The 18144-nt window shown below is 62.8% G+C and carries 18 protein-coding genes and 1 pseudogene; 3 read left to right on the forward strand and 16 right to left on the reverse strand.

Translation table 11 applies throughout. The features are described 5' to 3' along the window. Window positions 1-95: 95 nt before the first annotated feature. The 3 genes and pseudogenes from QZ648_RS08555 to QZ648_RS08565 all read left to right on the forward strand — a co-directional run bounded on the left by QZ648_RS08555 (window position 96) and on the right by QZ648_RS08565 (window position 2846). Window positions 96-1564, forward strand: a pseudogene (locus QZ648_RS08555) (IS3 family transposase). Between the two features lie 342 nt (window positions 1565-1906). Beyond that, on the forward strand, window positions 1907-2437 hold the full coding sequence (locus QZ648_RS08560; RefSeq protein ID WP_291996725.1) for a hypothetical protein: 531 nt from the start codon (window positions 1907-1909) through the stop codon (window positions 2435-2437). A 1-nt stretch (window position 2438) separates the two neighbouring features. Next, complete coding sequence (locus QZ648_RS08565; RefSeq protein WP_291996727.1) at window positions 2439-2846, forward strand: hypothetical protein; 408 nt, start codon at window positions 2439-2441, stop codon at window positions 2844-2846. 385 nt (window positions 2847-3231) lie between these two features. Here QZ648_RS08565 and QZ648_RS08570 read toward each other — a convergent pair whose 3' ends face one another. The 16 genes from QZ648_RS08570 to QZ648_RS08645 all read right to left on the reverse strand — a co-directional run bounded on the left by QZ648_RS08570 (window position 3232) and on the right by QZ648_RS08645 (window position 16621). Continuing rightward, on the reverse strand, window positions 3232-3603 hold the full coding sequence (locus tag QZ648_RS08570; RefSeq protein WP_291996728.1) for a hypothetical protein: 372 nt from the start codon (window positions 3601-3603) through the stop codon (window positions 3232-3234). A 105-nt stretch (window positions 3604-3708) separates the two neighbouring features. Then, on the reverse strand, window positions 3709-4365 hold the full coding sequence (locus tag QZ648_RS08575; protein WP_291996729.1) for a hypothetical protein: 657 nt from the start codon (window positions 4363-4365) through the stop codon (window positions 3709-3711). Between the two features lie 3 nt (window positions 4366-4368). After that, window positions 4369-7710, reverse strand: coding sequence for a phage tail protein (locus QZ648_RS08580; protein WP_291996730.1), 3342 nt, complete (start codon window positions 7708-7710; stop codon window positions 4369-4371). After that, entirely contained in the window at window positions 7707-8123 is a 417-nt protein-coding gene (locus tag QZ648_RS08585; protein ID WP_291996731.1) for an NlpC/P60 family protein, read from the reverse strand. The genes QZ648_RS08580 and QZ648_RS08585 overlap by 4 nt, the downstream gene beginning before the upstream one ends. Beyond that, window positions 8123-8971: a DUF2163 domain-containing protein gene (locus tag QZ648_RS08590; protein ID WP_291996732.1), complete on the reverse strand. Its 849-nt coding sequence runs from the start codon at window positions 8969-8971 to the stop codon at window positions 8123-8125. The genes QZ648_RS08585 and QZ648_RS08590 overlap by 1 nt, the downstream gene beginning before the upstream one ends. Next, a complete protein-coding gene (locus QZ648_RS08595; RefSeq protein WP_291996733.1) occupies window positions 8968-9603 on the reverse strand; it encodes a DUF2460 domain-containing protein in 636 nt (211 codons plus the stop codon). The genes QZ648_RS08590 and QZ648_RS08595 overlap by 4 nt, the downstream gene beginning before the upstream one ends. Before the next feature lie 8 nt (window positions 9604-9611). Further along, a complete protein-coding gene (locus QZ648_RS08600; protein WP_291996734.1) occupies window positions 9612-11738 on the reverse strand; it encodes a hypothetical protein in 2127 nt (708 codons plus the stop codon). Between the two features lie 3 nt (window positions 11739-11741). Next, window positions 11742-11912: a hypothetical protein gene (locus tag QZ648_RS08605; RefSeq protein WP_291996735.1), complete on the reverse strand. Its 171-nt coding sequence runs from the start codon at window positions 11910-11912 to the stop codon at window positions 11742-11744. 53 nt (window positions 11913-11965) lie between these two features. Continuing rightward, window positions 11966-12304 carry a hypothetical protein gene (locus QZ648_RS08610; RefSeq protein ID WP_291996736.1) on the reverse strand — a complete coding sequence of 113 codons (339 nt, stop codon included), beginning with the start codon at window positions 12302-12304 and terminating at the stop codon, window positions 11966-11968. Beyond that, a complete protein-coding gene (locus QZ648_RS08615; protein WP_291996737.1) occupies window positions 12301-12942 on the reverse strand; it encodes a phage tail tube protein in 642 nt (213 codons plus the stop codon). Before QZ648_RS08615 ends, QZ648_RS08610 begins: the two co-directional genes overlap by 4 nt. Before the next feature lie 63 nt (window positions 12943-13005). After that, entirely contained in the window at window positions 13006-13368 is a 363-nt protein-coding gene (locus QZ648_RS08620) for a DUF3168 domain-containing protein (protein WP_291996738.1), read from the reverse strand. Further along, window positions 13368-13850 (reverse strand): HK97-gp10 family putative phage morphogenesis protein, encoded by a 483-nt coding sequence (locus QZ648_RS08625; RefSeq protein WP_291996740.1) that lies wholly within the window; start codon window positions 13848-13850, stop codon window positions 13368-13370. The genes QZ648_RS08620 and QZ648_RS08625 overlap by 1 nt, the downstream gene beginning before the upstream one ends. A gap of 2 nt (window positions 13851-13852) precedes the next feature. Then, window positions 13853-14212, reverse strand: a complete 360-nt coding sequence (locus QZ648_RS08630; RefSeq protein ID WP_291996741.1) for a phage head closure protein — start codon at window positions 14210-14212, stop codon at window positions 13853-13855. After that, complete coding sequence (locus QZ648_RS08635; protein WP_291996742.1) at window positions 14209-14832, reverse strand: head-tail connector protein; 624 nt, start codon at window positions 14830-14832, stop codon at window positions 14209-14211. The genes QZ648_RS08630 and QZ648_RS08635 overlap by 4 nt, the downstream gene beginning before the upstream one ends. A 4-nt stretch (window positions 14833-14836) precedes the next feature. Further along, window positions 14837-15283, reverse strand: a complete 447-nt coding sequence (locus QZ648_RS08640; RefSeq protein ID WP_291996743.1) for a hypothetical protein — start codon at window positions 15281-15283, stop codon at window positions 14837-14839. A 36-nt stretch (window positions 15284-15319) separates the two neighbouring features. Then, the gene (locus QZ648_RS08645; RefSeq protein ID WP_291996744.1) at window positions 15320-16621 is read right to left on the reverse strand and encodes a phage major capsid protein; all 1302 of its coding nucleotides are present in this window, start codon (window positions 16619-16621) and stop codon (window positions 15320-15322) included. Between the last annotated feature and the right edge of the window lie 1523 nt (window positions 16622-18144).

The following is an 18144-nucleotide window of genomic DNA, read 5'->3' on the forward strand; positions in this document are numbered from 1 at the left end:
CCCTGAAGAATTAGAGTAGAAGGCAGGCTTAAATCATGGCAGGCGAAATGAAGGAACAGATGAACGGACCGGCTCCTATTGCGCTGGATGACGCGTTGGAAGGAGCCCGAAGGGCGACTGGAGACGCGTCATCCAGCGCGGCGCCCAACCCGGAGGTAGCGGCGATGGCGCGTCGGCGGCAATTCTCCAGTGCTGAAAAGCGACGTATTTTGGTGGCTGCCGACGCTTGCACGGGAACCGGCGAGATCGGTGCGCTGTTGCGCCGCGAGGGGATTTACTCCTCCCACCTCGCAAACTGGCGCAGGCTGCGCGCGGCCGCCGAGCGGACCTCGCTGGAGCCACAACAACGTGGACGTAAGGCTGATCCTGGTCTCGCCGAGGCACGGCGCATGGATCAGCTCACCCAGGAGAATGACCGCCTGCGCCGGCAACTCGCCCAGGCCCACACCATCATTGCGGTCCAAAAAAAAGTCTGTACGCTACTGGGGCAGCTGACGGACCCCGCGCCGCACGAGATATCCTGATGGCCGCGGTGAATGAACTGGCACCCTCAGTGGGCATGGCGCCTGCCTGTGCCGCCTTGCGCATCCCACGCAGCACGGTCTATCGCCGGGATGCGCTTCAACGTCACTTGACCCTCCCGTTGGTGAATTCCTCGCCCCGGCCCGCACCCCCGCTGGCCTTGAGCGAGGCCGAACGACAGGTGCTGCGCACGGCGCTATGTAGCGAGCGCTTTGCCGACTGCTCGCCACCGACCATCTACGCCACCCTGCTGGATGATGGCGTCTATCTGGGCTCGGTACGCACCATGTACCGCCTGTTGGCCGAGGACGGGCCCGTACGCGAACGGCGCAACCAGCTCACCCATCCTGCCTATGCCAAACCCGAGCTGCTGGCCACCCAGCCCAATGAAGTCTGGAGTTGGGACATCACCAAGCTCAAAGGGCCAGTCAAATGGACCTGCTTTCACCTCTATGTCATCCTCGACATCTTCAGTCGCTATGTCGTTGGGTGGATGCTCGCTCCCCACGAAAGTGCTGACCTCGCCGAACAGTTGATTGCCCAGACCCTCGCCAAACAGGGCATCCTTCCAGGCACGCTCACCCTGCACGCCGACCGCGGTACCAGCATGCGCTCCAAGGCCGTCGCCCAGTTGCTGGTGGATCTTGAGGTCACCAAATCTCACAGCCGCCCCTATGTCTCCGACGACAATCCCTTCTCCGAGGCGCAGTTCAAGACCCTCAAATACCGCCCCACTTTCCCGGATCGTTTCGGTTGCATCGAAGACGCCCGCAGCCACTGCCAGCAATTCTTCACCTGGTACAACGACAGTCATCGCCATTCCGGCATCGGCTTCATGACCCCCGCAGCGGTCCATCATGACCAAGCCAGAGCCCTCTTTCAGCAGCGCACCCAGACCCTCGATGCCGCCTTTGCCGCCCACCCGAAGCGATTCAAGGGCAAGGCTCCTCAACCGCCAAAGCTCCCAACCGCCGTTTGGATCAATCCACCAAAACAGGAGATCGCCCCCAACAACACTCACGACCAATCCACACTAAATTGATACTCCATGGTGCCTCAAAGTCATTGACACGTTCCGAACACGCGTGGCCGAAGCATTGTCGGCAGATCTCACGTAGGACTGCGTCTCAAGAACCGCTTTCAATAGAACAGGCATCGAGAGATGTTTGCGATACCAAATTTATGCTATTGGCACTTCAAGTGATAGTAACTATTTGATAACAAATTAATTTTTGATAATTAGTTGATTAATTTATGAACTTGATATGCACAATGTCGTTGCTAGTTGCTAGGGATTTTGCTTGACTGGTAGTTTTTTTATGCTACAATTATAGGTTAAGTATGGATTGTACTCATCGATTCGTGGGCACATGGGAGCCGTCATTTGAAAAGAGAATTGAAGCCGGGGATCCATGCGCACTGTTTCGAGGCGTATGTATTTCACGATACAGCGGGAAAGCGCTTGGCGACGCCCAAGGTTGGAAATCTGGCACTCTTGGTCACCGATTTAAGGGCAATCGCAAGCAGAGGCCAATCAACGGCAATCGCCCAGTTCTACGGACTATTGTGTGGTGGCATGATCTTGACGAAACATGTGTTCGTCGGCTTGCAGCGACCCCTGCTGACCGACGGAAACAATGGTGCTGATGCGGAGAAACTGGTATATACGAGAAAGCCTGAATGTGACTATCTGTGGGCTGGCACAAAGCATGATGGGGACTATGAGAGGATTGGCGCTCCGCCGTCTTCGGTGTTCACTGTGTTGGTGTCGCCAAACGTAAAGCACAGGGCAGACTTTCCTGATGTTGATGGTTGGATTAACTATTGGACTTGGGTTGAAGAGGACTCCTTTCTACCGGAGGCGCCGGTTGACTGGGTGGATCGCTACGAAGCAAGACTATGGACAAGGACATGACATGATGAATACGCAAAGTGACGATCTGGCTGAATTCATGGCAGAGAATTTAATGCCATTTAAGCCTTTTGCATACTTCGACAAGCATATGGACTGCATTCGGGTGCTGATTCAGGATGTCAGCATCACCGAGAAGCGTCTGAGCAAGTACTTCACTGTAGCAACGCCAAATCACGGTGCTTTTAGTGGGCGGAATGTCGGATTTACGATCAAGGGAGTGGCACACCTCTTCAATGAGGTTGGTTTACCTCTTTCAGGCGTTCAAATGCTCGTCAATATCTTGAATGAAATCGTCAAGGCCATGCCTCACTCTGCAGTCCAGACAGTAGTCGAGGAATTTTCTGAGGCTATCAGCGAAAACGAGCTAACCGTGAGCTTTGAAGAGCCGGAATTCGCCATGGCTGCCTAACGAAATAGTGTTCGCATGTACCAAACGAAGGCTGCTAATGGCAGCCTTCGTTGCTATTGGGTTTGTTGCATCGTACTTTTCCACACTCCATCGACACATCCTCGGGGTGAATCGACTGATCGCGCGCTCGTGCACGGCCCCGCCGGTGTCGGTGATGAAAGCGATGATTCGCATCTCGCCACCACAGCCTGGACAGAGGAAGCGGAAAGACATCGTAGATCCGCGCGCTTAGCAGCGCTTAGGCGTAGCAGGCGGCGCGGCTGCGGATTGCTTCTCTGCTCCCTCGAACGACGAGTTTACTAGTCCCATCCTGACTCTAGCACGGCTCCTGCCACCCTGAAACTGGCGAACACGCTTGTCGCTTTGGCCGACGCCTGTGCCTTCATCACAGCACCTCCTTCACTTCCTTGGCGACCTCATCGATCCCGGCATCCCGGTTCTTCTCGATGAAGTTGAAGACCCACCGCACGATCGCCCAGCCCGGCAGCCCGCAGCCGAAGATCAAGCCGCCGAGCGCCACGAGGCCGGTGACCGAATCCACCCACTCCTGCAGCCGGAAGTACTGGACCGCGATGGCCCCACCGCCAATCCCGGTGACCACGGTGCTGATCACCCCGACCGCCCACTCCCGATGCGTTCGTGGAGGCGTCATCAACATCACAACGACGGTCGAGAGCAGTGCTCCGCCTGCCGCCACGCCGCCTGCCGCTTTGAACGCGGCGGCCCCTGCGACGCCACTACTGGTTGGTTCTGGCAAGATGACGCTCCAATGCAAAAGGACCGCCGGAGGCATGTGCCTCGGGCGGTCGGGTGAGGAAAGACGGGTTGTGTTCGACGCGGCGAGTTCGGCCGAGGTGGCCTGTCAGGTATCCGGCGTCACGCGAACGACGTTGGATCCATCGGCCAGCAGCAACGCACGTTTCCCCTGCGCCACCACTACACCGCTTCCGGCAACCGTCTTGACCGTCGTCGCAAACCCACCGCTGTTGCTGCAGTAGACAATGCCCTCCCAGTCATTCGGCACAATCACGCTGCGGTTGCCCGTGAGCGCACCGGTCGTGGTCAAGTACCGGCAACGCGCCTCTGCCGCCGTCAGCGTTACGTCGGAAGCCGCCACCGCGACACTCGCCCTGCCGGGCAAGTAAGCCGGCGCCACCCATGCCCGCTGATCGGTGTAACTGGTGACCGTAGCGGTCCCGGTCACCGCCGAATACAGCGGGATCGCCCCCGGCGTGAAGGCCACCGTGTTCCTGCTCACCACCCCAGCCCGGCTGGCCTCGATGTAATTCGTGGCCGACGCACTCAGCACCAACGCCGCCGCGTTGTTGGCAATCGCGGTCAGCACGCCATCGACCATCATCACGCCGCCGTAGTAGAACCAGTTGAGCCCCGAGCACAGACTGCCACGCCGCCCAAACAAGGTCGCCGGGCTGCCGGCGTCGAAGAGCGCGTTGGCCGTCACTTCCTTGGACGACTGCGATTGCGCGATGAGATCAAGATGGGTGGTACTGCTGGCCATGGTTTACCTCGCGAGGGAAGCGGTGAGCGGATAACCCCGACCGACGCTGGCCGAGATCTGAGAGAGCTTGAGATACAGCGTCGCCTGGTTGGCGCCGAAGTCACTGACCTGATCGGCGCTGGCATAGACACAGGACGGAGCGCTCGTCGTGATCGTCCGCTTCACCGCCGCGTAGCTGCCATCGGCGTAGACGTCGATGGCGTACGACTCGGCGGTCTCGCCAAGCGAGGCATCGACGTAGTCCCGCCACTCGCCCCCATCGCGCGTGCGGCGAATCCAGGACAACGACCAGTCGTTGCTCGAAAGATCCCGGTTCCCGGTCAGCGCGATCGGCGCCAGCGGCTTGAGATTGACCCCCTGGTACGCAAACGCCCGGTTGGCGTCGGTGCTGATGTCACGATCAAGGGTCACCCCGCGGTAGAGGTACGACAGGCCGATCGACCCGGAACTCGTCGCGATCGCTGCGACATCGGCGGTGTCGAGCAGCACCAGCGTATCCCCGACCGCGTGCAGCCCCATCGCCCACTCGCTGCCGAAGCGCCCGCGCAGCAGGTTTTGCAGCACGTAGCTCGTGCCGCTCACCAGCGTGCACGTCTGCGCCGCGATGATCTCCCAGCGCCCGTCCGCCCCGTACGCAAAGTGATTCGCCCCGCCGAGCATCGCGAGCTGCGTCACGCTGAATAGTTCGCCTTGGGTCAGGGTCACATTGAGCACGCTGGCGCTATCGATCACCCGATGCTCTACCGCGCCGATGCTGTTGGTGCAGGTTCCCAGCGACGCCCCCGGTGGCCCGAAGTCCTGCAGAGTCGCCCAGGTGCTGCCGGCATCCGTCGATTGCATCAGCACGCCGCCTCGCCATCCCACCAGCGCACCAGTCATTGCCACCAAGAACGATGGCCCAGACTGCGCGCTACTGACCATCGGCACGTCCATCAGCACATACACCGACGCACCCACCGGCGTGATCGTCGTCGTCCCGCTGACCGCCGGGGAAGCCCCGACCGCCGTCGGCGTGTAGATCGCCGCGCTGGCGTACTTCGCCTGGCACGCAATCCGCCCGTCGCTCGTGTAATGGATCGCCGTCAAGCGCAAGCTGACGTTGCCCTCGGGTGTGACCAGCGTCACTACGTCGCCCGGCTCGAGCTGGTTGTACGTCGGCGGCAGCGTCACCGACACGTCGTAGCGCTCAAGCCAGTAGAGATACAGCAGCACCTCCGCCTTGCCAGCCGCCTCGGTCGCCGTCAGCACGATCGGCAGATCGACCACCAGGGCGTTGATCGCCCCCGTGTTGAGCCGCTCGGCGTACTGCGTGCCGGCGTTGTGCTCACGGTCGTAATCCAGATGCTGCACCGTCACCCGTCGCGGCAACTGCGAATCCATCTCCCGGCTGGTCGTGATCTGCACGCCCGGCGCGTCGCCTTCGCCCCGCGCGTCCAGGTCCGCCGCAGGAATCGTGACGACGGACGCCCCGCCGCGCACCACAAACCGAATCTTGTAGCCGTGCGGCACGACATCGAACGGCCAGGCCGCCTGCAGCGGTTCGAGCGCCGCCCGGATCGCCCCGATGCTGCCAACGCGGTAGCCGCGCACCGATTGAGTCAGCGCGGTGACATCGATGTCGCCGCTGCTCAGCAAGGCCGATTTCAGGCACTCGGCCGAAACGATGGCGCCCAGCGACGTGTCGATCGGCGTGATGCCACTGGTCGCCGAGGTGAACAGAAATGCCCCACCGACTTCGTGGCTGAAGGAGCCCCAAGCCGACCCGTTCCACCCCTTCTGAAACGAGTCTGGCCTGCGGGCCGGCAGGCCGGCGGTTGTCGTGTGCGCGTCCCAAGTCACGCCGTCCGGGCTCGTCGCCCACTGCGAGGTTCCGTGTTCGCAGAGGAAGAATTCAGCGCCGTTCCAGTTCGGATTTCGCCATCCGCCAACCCCGAGACAAGGCGGCAGATTTACCCATGGGCTCCAACTGACGCCCGAATCGGTCGATACGGCCACTTTGCCCGTACGGGTGCTCTGGTCAAATGCCGCCATCAGCAACGATGATCCGAAGGCACAGATCCCGTAGATGTGGGAAACGCCAGCAGGTACAGCCTGTTCCGACCAAGTACCCACGCCTGTGGTGGATAGGAAGAGCCGCGGCACGGCCCCCACATTCCCTCCGACGATGAACACCGCGCCGTTATGGCATGGTTGCGAATTGCCACAATCGAAGTTCGGAACAATCCAGCCGTAGTTGACGAGCGCGAAATTGGCATCCAGAAGGACGGAACGTGTTCCGGCAGCGCTGTTGCCATCCGTTCCTTGCTGACCCTCAATGAATAAAACGCCGCCGTTGCCAGGAACGATCCATTTCAAAGTCCAGCGGCCGAATGACCCACTCCAACGAACCACCCAATTCATCTTGTCGCTCGAGGTCGCGACGCCTGCGCCAGAGAACCCGGGCGTCGTCGGCGCGCTGGCGATGTACACCCCTTGGTGATAGAGAATCCGGGACCATGACCGCGCGGGCATGGTGGCGATTTGAGTCCATGAAACCATGTCCGGAGAGGTCACCATCCGCGCCGTCGAGGTGTTAATCAGGATCACGCCGTACCAATCCACACCGTCCCATAACGGCCCCGAGTGGGACGTCAGGCTCGGCAAAGAAAAGAACGTCACGTCGGCAGGCCCGCCGACCACGCCTCGCTCGACCAACTCGACCTTGACCTGCGCACCGGCCAGACTGTTGGCGTAGCGCTCCAGCGCCAGGTCGTAGAAGACGAGGTAAGCGAGCCCGCGCCAGGCTGGGGTATTGGCGACACCGAGCGTCGCCTGCATGCGCGCATCCGGCGCCTGGTTGTCGGTGCCAAGGTAAAGCTGGAAACCACTGGCCGCCGCGTTGCTGGCGGCGAGCGTATCAGGGTCCGACGAGCCTGCGTCGTAGATCAGATCCGGACCGATCCAGATCCGGCGCACGCCGACAATCGGCCCCTGGCACAGGCCGACGGCAAAGGTGGCCGAGTAGGTATAGGTGCGCGTCGTCGTCTTGCCGCCGCCGCCCTTGCCACCCGACTTCTTTTTGGTGACCGTTTCCTTCAGCCGGTTGTTCTCCAGCCAGAAGACGTTGCCGTTCACCGTCACCGTGCCGTAGACGCGCGGGATGACCGCTCCGTAGGTGCTGGTCTGGACTGACAGGTCGTTGAGCCGCGGGCCATTGACCGTCGGACCTTTCGGCGGATCGAGGTAGCCGCCGAGCGTCATCCCGATCTGCGCCCCGTACAGCGCGCCGCTGGGGGTGCCGCCACCCAGGAAGAAGCCGGCCACCGCCCCGACGAGCCCGCCGACCACCTGACCGCCGCTGCTCATTCGAGCCCCCGGAAGCGATAGACGCGCACGATGCGCGCCGCCCACATGCTGGACAGCCGGTGCTCGCAGCAGCTGCCCACCGATTCATAGGCGTGGATGAGAGTGTCGCCAGCGGTGATCGCCAGGTGCTGCGGGTCGCCCGCAAAGCGCATCAGCAGCAGATCGCCCCGGCGCCGGTCAGCGATACCCGACACACGTTCCAGACAGGGCTGGCTATCGAGCGAGTGTTCGAGCTGCCCATCGACCGGTGTGCGCCCGTAGCCGGACACGTCGAAATGCCCGACGCCGATCTGGCGCGCGACATGGATCGCCACCCCGGCACAGTCCAGACCAAAACCGGGCAGCCGCCCCTGGTGGCGAAACGGCGTGCCGAGGCACTGCCGCGCGGCAGCGAGGATCTCGTCGGCTGTCATCAGCCGCCCTGTCCGACCTGTGCATAGGTGCTGCCGGTGGGAATCCACGGAAAGCCGCCGAAGTTCGCCACGTTCGAGACGATGCCGGAGCCGTTCCAGCGGGCCTGGCAATCGGACAGCCGCTTGCGGCAGCCGCGCACCATGCTGTAGGCGTTCCCGGCCACCGGCAGGGTGTAGAACGGCTCGAAGGTGGTGATCACCCCGCCCGCGAAACTCTTGATCTCCAGCGCCTTCAGCCCGGTATTCGGCCCACTGGTGAATTGGATCGTGCCCGCGCCGAAGGTGTCGTCTGCTTCCGTTCGCGCGGCCGAAGTGAACACCGACGCACTGGTCACGCTGGTCAAGGTGCCGGTGACCGTGTTGGCCGCCAGCGACACGCCGCAGCCGGCGTACTCGGTACCGCAGAACAGCTTCGGGCACTGCGCGCCGTAGGTCTGGCCAACGGTCTGGTTCAGCGCATCGATCAGCGACACGCCGCCGATCTGGAAGCGGTGGTCGAGCAGGGTTGCCTTGCCGAAGAGTCCGGCGACGACGGGTTCCTGGTCCTCGACGGGCGCTGCCCAGGACGTTGCGAAGACGTAGCAGCGCGCACCGTCGAACAGGCCGCTGCCGACCGCGGCGCGCGACAGGCCGGAAGCCCCGGCAATGCCTTCGATGTCGACCGAGGCCGGCGAGAATCCGGCGGTCGCCGACTGGCCGGTGAACTGGTAGCCCGCCGTCGACAGGTAAGTGTGCCCGCTCATCACCAGATCCCGAGGATGGTCGGTCAGATAGATCGGGCTACCCGTGACCGGAACGATGCGCAGGCACAGGATGCGGTAGCGGTAATCAGCAACGACGGATTTCATGGCTGCAGGAGCTCGATGATGTCGATCGACCCGCAGTCGCGCATGGACTTGCTCAAGGCGGTAATCTCGATCGACGAATTGAAGCGACACGGCAGGTCGAATTCGCAGCCGGCCTTGATCACTTCGGAGGTCGGCGCCGGGGTAATGGTCACGCGCCCGGTGGTGTAATCGACCGACACGCCCGAACTGAGCGTGACGTCGTTCTTCGAGACCAGCACCGTGCCGGAAACCGGCTTGTACAGATTCCGGTACGGCAGGCCGATACCGAGCGGCGTCGCGCCGCTGCCGTAGCCCTTGATCAGCTGGTACACCCCGTTCGAGATCTTCGGTAGCACCCAGTCGGTGGCTGTTGGCGCACCGGTATGAGCGTTGGTCGAGAAATCGTCAGCGCAGCGCACCCGGAAACCGGCGAACTTGCCGTAGGCGCGGTGATAGAGCGCCAGCACCCGCGCGGCCAGGTCATCCCGGAGCAGCGTGTAATTGATCGTGAAGCGCCGCGCCGGAAAGCCGTGGATCAGTCGCCGGTATTCGGCGCCACCGGCGGTGGTGGTGATCTCGACGGCGTACTCGTCGGCGTAGCTCGCCCCCATGCGCACATCGACCGGCAGCCGCTCTGAAAGGAATTCCGGCATGTCGGCCCCTATGCAAAGCGCTGCGCGCGGCTGATCGCCGCGAGCACCTCGCGACCGACCTGTCCGCCCGCCCGGCGTAGCTCGGCGGCGTTGGTCACACCATGGATATTGACGGTGACGCTGGTCGAGCTCCCGCCGCGCACCCCGAGCTTGCCATCGGATCCGCGCGACAGTGGCAGGATCGCTTCCGGCCCGGCTTCACCCATCACGCCGGCGCCAGCAGCAAAGGCGAAGAGGCGCGGGCTGTTGACGATCTGGCCCGAGAACCGTGAGAGGCTCGGCGAGCGATAGACGCCGCCATCGGCATTCGGCAGCAGGCCGCTGAGCAGCTTGAACGCGCCGCCCAACAGCCCGTCACCGACGCCACCCTTGGCGAGATCGCCGAACAGCCGCTTGCCGAGATCGGCGGCGACCGCCTCGGCAATCATCCGCTGGATCGTCTCGCCGAAGCGCTTGAGCATGCCGCTCATGCCATCCTTGAACGGGTCGAAGAGGAAATCGGCAAAGGCTGACTGGATGTTCGTGGCGGCAGATTTGGCGAACTCGTCCATGACGTTGCTGGTCTCCTTCGCCTTCTCGCCCATCTGGATGAAGCCTTCTCCCGCCCGCGAGGCGGCGCGGCCGAAGGTGTCCATGCTGATCGCACCAGCATTGAGGAGTGCGACCAGGTGCGTCACTTCAGCGTCGAGCGCTTCAACCGGCGTGCGCACCGACTCGAAGACGCGCCGCCCTTCGGCGAAGACCGCCAGACGCTGGCGCTGCACGTCGACCTCTTCCTCGGCGGCGGTCTTGGCGGCCTTGATCGCGTCCAGCGTTTCGGCGTAGCCGCGGGCAATCTCCAGGTTCGCCGCGGAGGCCGCCCTGTATTTGCCGTCGGCAATCGCCGCCTCGAGCTTCTCGACTTCGGTCAGGTTCTGTGTCGCGCGGATCTGGTCGCGCAACTGATCGACCAGGCGCTGGCCGTCGTCGATCGCCTTGGCAGCGCGCCCGCCACCGGCGGACTTGATCTTCGGGACGTTGAATTTGGGGGCGGCGCTCTTGGCCGGCTCTGCCAACTCGCGCCCGCGGCCCTCATTGCTGTAGTCGTCGAAGGTCTGGCCGGCAGACTTGCCCGCCGACAGGACGCGTGCCGACCAGGCGTCGATCGCCTTGCGACTCTTCTCGGCGTCTTCGCGCATTGCTTCGCCGATGTTCGCAAAACCCTTGAAGTCGAGCCTGGCCAGGGCGACCAGTTGCGCCGCCATGCCGCCGATCTCGGTGCCGATCGATTTGAAGACGTAGGCCACATTCCCGCCCACGACGATGAACGCCCGAAACGCATCCGACAGCGGGCTGAATGAACGGCTGGCATCGACGCCTTCTTTGGCGATGTCGACCAGCGAATCGGCCAGTTCGTTGAGCACCGGCAACAGCTCGGTGGCGGTCTGCTTGGCGATCGATCCGAGCGCGGCATTGACCCGCGTCATCTGGTCGTTGAAGCGCTCCGCGGCCTGCGCGGTTTCCGTCGAGATGACGACGCCCAGCTTCGAGGCCTCGTCGCCCATTTCCTTCAAGCCTTGCGAGCCGGCATTCAGGAGCGGGATCAGGTCTGCGCCGCTGCGGCCAAAGATCGCCTGCGCCAGCGCCGCCTTGGCGGCCGAGTCTTCGTAGCCGGCAAAGCGGTCGGCAACGTCATTCAGCACGTCGCCCGAACTGCGCAACTTTCCATCTGAAGCCACCACCGAGACGCCGATGGCCCTGAACGCGTCGGCCACCTCTCCTGTACCGCTGGCGGCTTCGGCCATATTCTTCGAGAGCTTCTTGAGACTGGTGGCCAGCGCGTCGTTGCTGACATCCGCCAGGCTGCCGGCGTACTGCAAGCGGGCGAGATTCTCGACCGTTTCGCCCGTACGCTGAGAGAGTTTCGACAGAGCATCGGCGGCGTCGATCGACGACGTGACCATCGCCGCCATGGCACCGACCGAGAACGCGCCGGCGAGACCGGCGAAGGCGTTGGCGATGACCGACGAGGCGCCGGCAAAAGCGCTCTCCATGCGCTTAGCGCTCCTCTCGGCCAGCCCGGAAACTCTGCCGAGGTCGCGCTCGATGTTCGCCAGCTTGGCGATGATGTCGATGGTTAGCGTGGCGAGGGCCATGATTCAGTCGTTCCCTTGAGCGTATTGGTGGTCGCGGATGGCGACGAGCTGGGTGATGAGGGCTTCGGGGTCGGAGACGCCGAGGAGATCAATCACGATCGGTAGCGCCGACCAGTCGATGCCGCCCATCAGGTTCCAGGCCTGGACGGCGGTGGCGATGGGCAGCGGGGTCATGTGATGGCCTGGCTGAAGTTGCGCCGGAAGATCGCGCGCCGCCAGCCAGGCGCTCAGTTTTTTAGCGCGTCCTCGATCTTCAGGACGTGCGCCTCAAAACCCTTGACGACCGCGTCGGCGATGCCGGCGAAGAGGTCGGGGCGGTCCGACAGCCACTCGGCGCAGGCCTCCGCGTCAAAGGGCAGCGGATGCGGGTCGCCGCCGGGGATCAGATCGCCCTCGGTGACGTTCTCCCAACCGACCAACAGCGAGAGGATGCCGCGCGCGGCGGACTCTCCCCGGATCTTCTCCTCGCGTTCGAGCGGCGTGGGCCGCAGGACCGTGAACACGAAGCCCCCGGCTTCGACACGCAGCTCGCGCGCCTTGCGGATCTTTGCGGAGAGGGCGCTCATGACGCGTAGTAGCTCGGCGTGCCGGACAGCGTGATGACCGTCGGCGTGGTGACCAGCGCCTGCGCCTGGCCCCCCGGCAATAGCTGGCCGGCGGGGTAGCCGTTAAAACACATGATCGGACCGCCGGCACCGAAGGTGAATTTGACGGCGCGCTTGGTCTGCGTGTCCGAGGCGGCCTTGATCGCCAGCAGACCGGCGTCGCTGATGTCCCAGACGTTGGTGAAGGTGTACACCCCGGCCGTCGGCGTGCCCGGAATCTGCGTTTGTTGCGCGGCGTGAATGGTCGTCGTCGGAATGAAATCGAACTCGCCGCCGGACGGACTGACCTCGGTCGCCGTGGTGACGCTGACACCGAAGGTGATCTTCTGCGCGCTACCGCTGGTGAAGGTGTCGAAGAGCGTCGTATCGATGCCTTCGAGGGTGAAGCCCGCCCCGGAGGCCGCCTTGACCCGGGCGACCCGGTCGTTCAGTTGCCACATGCCCTCGACGGCGAGCAGCACGAATTCGCCATTGGCGAGGGTGTTGGTTGCGGAGACGACACCTTCCGCAGCCTTGCTGACGGCGGTGAGGGTGATCGCGGCGCCCAGCGCCGACTGCAGGGCGACGGCGACGTTCGACCACTTGCGGGGATTGGACATGATATTCAGCTCCGAAAAAGAAAAACCCGCCAATCGGCGGGCGGGTGACGAAGAGGGGAAGGGTCAGAACACGTGCCACCAGTCGACCTCGACGGTGGCCGACTTGAGATCGCTCTCCGGGTCGATGCCGCTCGACCGGTCGGCGACGCTGACCCCGGCGACGGCCAGCGCGTTGGCGACTTCGTCCACCACAGCGTCAGCCGCAGTGCGCGTCGGCGCCCAGGCGCTGACCTGAAAACGGACTTCCTCGGCGATCGGCTGGCCGTCGTGAATGGTGCTGACTACGGTAGTGCCAGCCCGCTGGTAGACGACCGCCGGCAGGGGATTTCCCTCGGGAATGATGTCCGGAGTGATCCGGGTATCGACCAGGGAAGCCAGGGCGGCGCTGGCCGACAGGGCGGCATGCAGTTCGGTTTCGGCGGACATTACTCACTCCCTGTGTTGAGCCGGTTGATCTCGGCGGTGGCCGAGACGATGAAGGCATCGGCGACCTGCGGCAGCTTGCGGCTGGCGGGGCGCAGAAACGGGCGCGCGGTCAGCTTGCGCGTGCCGAACTCCAGAAACCGCCAGTAGTAGGGATCGTTCGGATTGTTGGCGCCGGCCGCGCCGAGGCGTTTCTGTCGGGCGCCGCGCAACGGCCGCACACTGACGAAAACCCCCACATCGCCGGCTCGTCGCGCGAACTTCGAAGTACGGATGCTGATCGCGCGCTTGACGGTGCCCGGTCGGTGATTGATCTTCCGCGTCTGCCGTACCGGCGCTGCCAAGCGGGCATCGTCGCGTACCAGCCGTGCCGACACGCGCAGGGCTTTCAGCAGTCCCTTGCGTCTGAGCTTGTCGGGTACGCGCGCGAGGACGCGCTTCAGTTCCTCGACGCCCTGCAGTCTGACGGTGATATCACTGCTCATGGTCAGAGTCCGTTCCGGAGTCCGTTGATGGCGAGAATTTCCAGCGTGTGGCGGCCGGCACCGACGTCAATCAGCATCACGATGTCGTAGGGCTCGTCGTGCCACAGGACACGCTGCTCGCGCACGACATCCGCCCGAAAACGGATTAGAAAGCGCACGTCGGCGGCGTAGCGGGTTTGCTGTGCGGCGAAGAATTCGCGCCCCTTCAGCGGCCAGGCCTCGGCCCAGAGCGCATGATCTGGGGTGTCGGTGACCACGTCGGTCCAGCTGACGACCTCTTCACCGATGGCGTTGCGGGTGACGCTCTTGGCCTGCAGCCGGATGCGCTGCGTGGCCTGTCCGGGATTGAAGGTCGCGGTCATGCCAGCACCACCCTGTACGGGTCGAGCAGGCCGTCGATGAACGACAAGGATTCGATCTTGCCGCTCGCCAGCAGGGCGACTTCCTCGCGGTGTGCATAGAGACTGCCCACCCGCAGCTTGATCCAGCTCTTGATTCCCGCGGGTACGCTGGCGGCATCGCCGTAGCCTGCAGCGAAGACCAGCGTTACGGCCCCGATTTGCGGCAAGGAAACGGGCCAGGCACCGCCGAACACCGGTGTCACGCGCGCCGGCTCGCAAGCCGTATCGACGGTGTAGTCCGCTCGCGGCATGGTTTGTGTGGTCCCGGACATGTCCCGATATCGGATGGCGACCACCGACTGGACCGGGCATTTCGGCAGGAGGATCGCGTGCTCCGGCAGCGAGAACGGCAGTCCCGCAGGAACGCCCATCAGGCTCGGACCGGGGAAACTGTCGAGCACCAGTTTCCAGCGCGCGGTGACGAACTGACGGCCGGTGAGCGTCTCCGCGGCTTGCCGTGCCGCCGAGATCAGCGAAGCAATCAGCGCATCGTCCTCGGCAGACTCCACCCGCAGGTGGAGCTTGGCTTCGGCGAGCGACACCGGTTCCTCTGCGGCTGGGGTGATGAGTTGCAGCGGCATGGGATCAGATGACCTGGACCACCGTGGCCTGGTTGAAGACCTCCGCCGTGGCGTAGCGCGGATGCACACCGATGAGCTTGGCGGCGACGAGGCTGGCGGCGACCTCGACGGTCAGCGACAGACGCAGGAAGGCGAAGCCGTTGTTGCTGTCGAGGTTCTCGGGCCTCAGGTTGATCAGCGCCTGCTTGTTGTCGCCGCTGGCCTTGACGATCTGCCGGATCGCTTTGCCGCTGACGTCCTTGGCACCGGTGCCGGTGGCGTCCCGCGCCTGCTGGATCTTGGCGTCCAGGGTCGCCGCAGCGCCGAGGACGCCGGTCTCGACCAGCGCCAGAAACGCATGGAAGTTGGCGGCGGATATCCAGGCGGTGGTGACGGTACCGGCGGCCTGGCTGGCCGGGTCGATGGTGGCGAGAAGCGACAGCGTTTCGCTGCCCTTGAGGTTGGGGTACATGGACGTCTCCTGTGGAAAAATGCTTCCTGCCCGCGCCTATCGCGCGGCGAGCTGGATGTAGGGCGAGAGCGCGTTGGCTCCCTTGGCCGGGGCGATCGGGTTCTGGATCTTCGATTGGCCGTCCATGCGGAAGGTGGTGCGAAAGGCGGTCAGGTCGGCGTCGAAGTAGAGATGCATCGACGTCGCGGTCTGCATGCCGCCGGCCTTGGTGATCGTCTGGTAGTACGACAAATCGACCAGCAGCACGTCGCCCTGCGACGAGAAGGTGTTGGCATGTTGCGAGACGAACACCGGGCGACCGAGCAGTGTGCCGTAGGGTGAGAGCTGGATGCCGCCGACCGACTGGCCGACCGCCAGGTAGATCGGGTAATTGCCGAGCGTCAGGGTGAACAGTGCCGGCAGGACATCGTTGTTCACGATCCAGACCGCGTTGGTGAACGAGCCCGGCGGCAGGCGGGCGATCATCTTGGCGAGGTTCTGCGTCAGCAGGGTTTGCGTCGCCTGGCCGGACTCCTTGGCCACCGTGACGATGGCGCCGCCGTTCATGCAGCCGAGCGGGATTCCGTTGCCGGCGCCGAAGAGGATCGACTCGTTGGCTTTCCAGCGGATCGAGACCGCGACCTTCTCCGGCAGGTAACTGGTCAGCGCGTTGGCGTCGTCGAGCAACTCGTCGGTGGTCGGGACCAGCGCCATCAGTTTCTTCAGGCGCAGGGTGGCCAGTCCCAACACCGGCTTGGTGGGGGTGCCCGAGGCCGCTTCCCCCTGCCAGTAGGCGCGGATGCCGTTGGTCCCCCAGGGCGTGGTCTCGTCCTTCGGAAAGGCCATGCTGTTGCCGCTGATCTCGACGTTGTCGGTGAGCGGCAGCAGCGAGTCCTCGCCCAGCGACAGCCTGAAGATCTCCTGCGAGAACTGCGGCGGCACTAGAAAGCCGCCATCCTGGCCGACGGCCTCGTTGCCGTAGTTGCTCGGTGCGGCGGCGCCGATGCCGCCGAGCAGCAGGCGGGCGTCGATCGACTGGCCGGGCTTGTCGGCCTGGTACACCGCTTGCATGAATTCGCCGACGGAGCCGAAGCCGCGCCGGGGATCGGCTTCGCGGTTGTCGGTGACGATCGGGCCGATGACGTGGTCGACACCGATGCGTGCTTCGTCGGCGATCAGGGCGGCTTCGCGATCGATGGCGGCCGAGGCGGCGTCGATGCGCGCGCGCAGGGCGTCGAAGGCGGTCACTTCGTCGTCGGTCAGGTCGCGGCTTTCCGAAGCGGCGAGGTCGGTCAGACCGCGGGCCTCTTTGACCAGGGTGGTCTTGCGAGCCTGAAGCTCGCGCAGTTGCTTGCTCATGTGGTTCTCCAAAGCAAAAACCCGCACGAGGCGGGTTCGATGGACGTAAAAAAACCGCCGGGAGGCGGTTTGGGTGGGGGACGACCGACGGGTCGTTTAGAGGCAGCGGGCGATGCTCAACCGGAGCGTCGTCGGGAAGCATGTCATCAGATCGCCAATGCGTCTCGCGAGGCCAATAGGAGAAAGACAGCAGTGCAGCGTCCTATCTTGGCCCTGCAGTCCATTTCCGAGTTTCCCAAGACTTGACGACGTCCAAAACGGACGATTACTAATTGGGGTGGGGCCCCGGGGATCTTGGACGTTTTAGTGCGCAATGGGCCGCCGCTGCGACCTTTTATGGAGGAACGCACAAATGAATTTTAATCTACTCCTTTGAACAACAAGGTGGGAACAGGGGAAGACCAGTCTCGCCTTTCAAGCCACTCGCTCGCTAACGCTGAAATGCCCCCACGACGGGTACTCGCCATTGACCACCGGCCCCACAAGTCGAATCTGTCGAGTTGATGCTTGTCGATTGAACAACAAGGGAATGATAAGCTCGTTGAGCGCCAAGGTCTGTTTCCGCGGTGCAGCAGCGGCGGCTACTTTTCAACTTTCGCCTACCTGCTCCTTATTCCCCCAGCCATCTTCAATCCCACGATTTCCTCCCGAAACCAACTTGTACAACGCTGCGGTCGGAGATTATCGATCTAGTGTGTGGCGACCCTCTGGCTTGGCTTCAAGCAAAATGCCGTTATACACTATTGCCAACCACATTTCCAGGGACAAAATGCTTGGATCGCCGTCTTTATTGCTTAAGACCTTTCCTACGCGCAACTTGCGGATGAACTTACAGATACGGTATTCTTGGACTGTAACCCGAGCTTTTCGCTTAACACACATGATCGCTTTGGCATCGCTATAGAGTCGCTTGCTGTTCATGGCCGATGACTCGTCGGCGGCGAGCCATTCATAGGCCTTCGCGGCTCATTTATTGGCTTAAACTTCCGTCTGAAATTTTATGCCCGCGTAACATGTTTTCAACAAAGCTATAAAGATGCAGGTACGTAATCTACCGAAGGTCAGCTGATAGTGATAAACCTGCTGACCAATACATGGGTGCGCATCAGCGTATGCTGCAGTCCTTCGCGATTCAAATCGCTGTCAAGGACTCCTTAAGCCACCCAGACCTATTTACTTTTAAGTGAGTAGGAGGGAGGGTTTGTAGATGTTCGCGACTAGTCCAGACCACTGGCGTAGTAGCTTTGCAAAGGGTCAGCCATTTTTCATCCAGCCAACGTGCGTGCGGGTAAGCAAAGCGTCAATGGTTATCGCGTGTGCATGTGACAATATTACCTGACTAACTGCAATAACGCTCTTTGGAGGGACTGCAAGCCAGCTTTGAACGCTCTGCGCGGTATGTGGAACCCCCGGCGGTCAATAACGTCTTCGATTTGTGATGTCTCCATAATCAATGGAGCGAACAGCTTTGATTGTGGCTTCTGCGGTCACCTGCGTCTGGGCGAACTGAGACAGCCAGTTCG

The organism is Candidatus Accumulibacter sp. ACC012, from assembly GCF_907163155.1.
GTDB classification, from domain to species: domain Bacteria; phylum Pseudomonadota; class Gammaproteobacteria; order Burkholderiales; family Rhodocyclaceae; genus Accumulibacter; species Accumulibacter delftensis.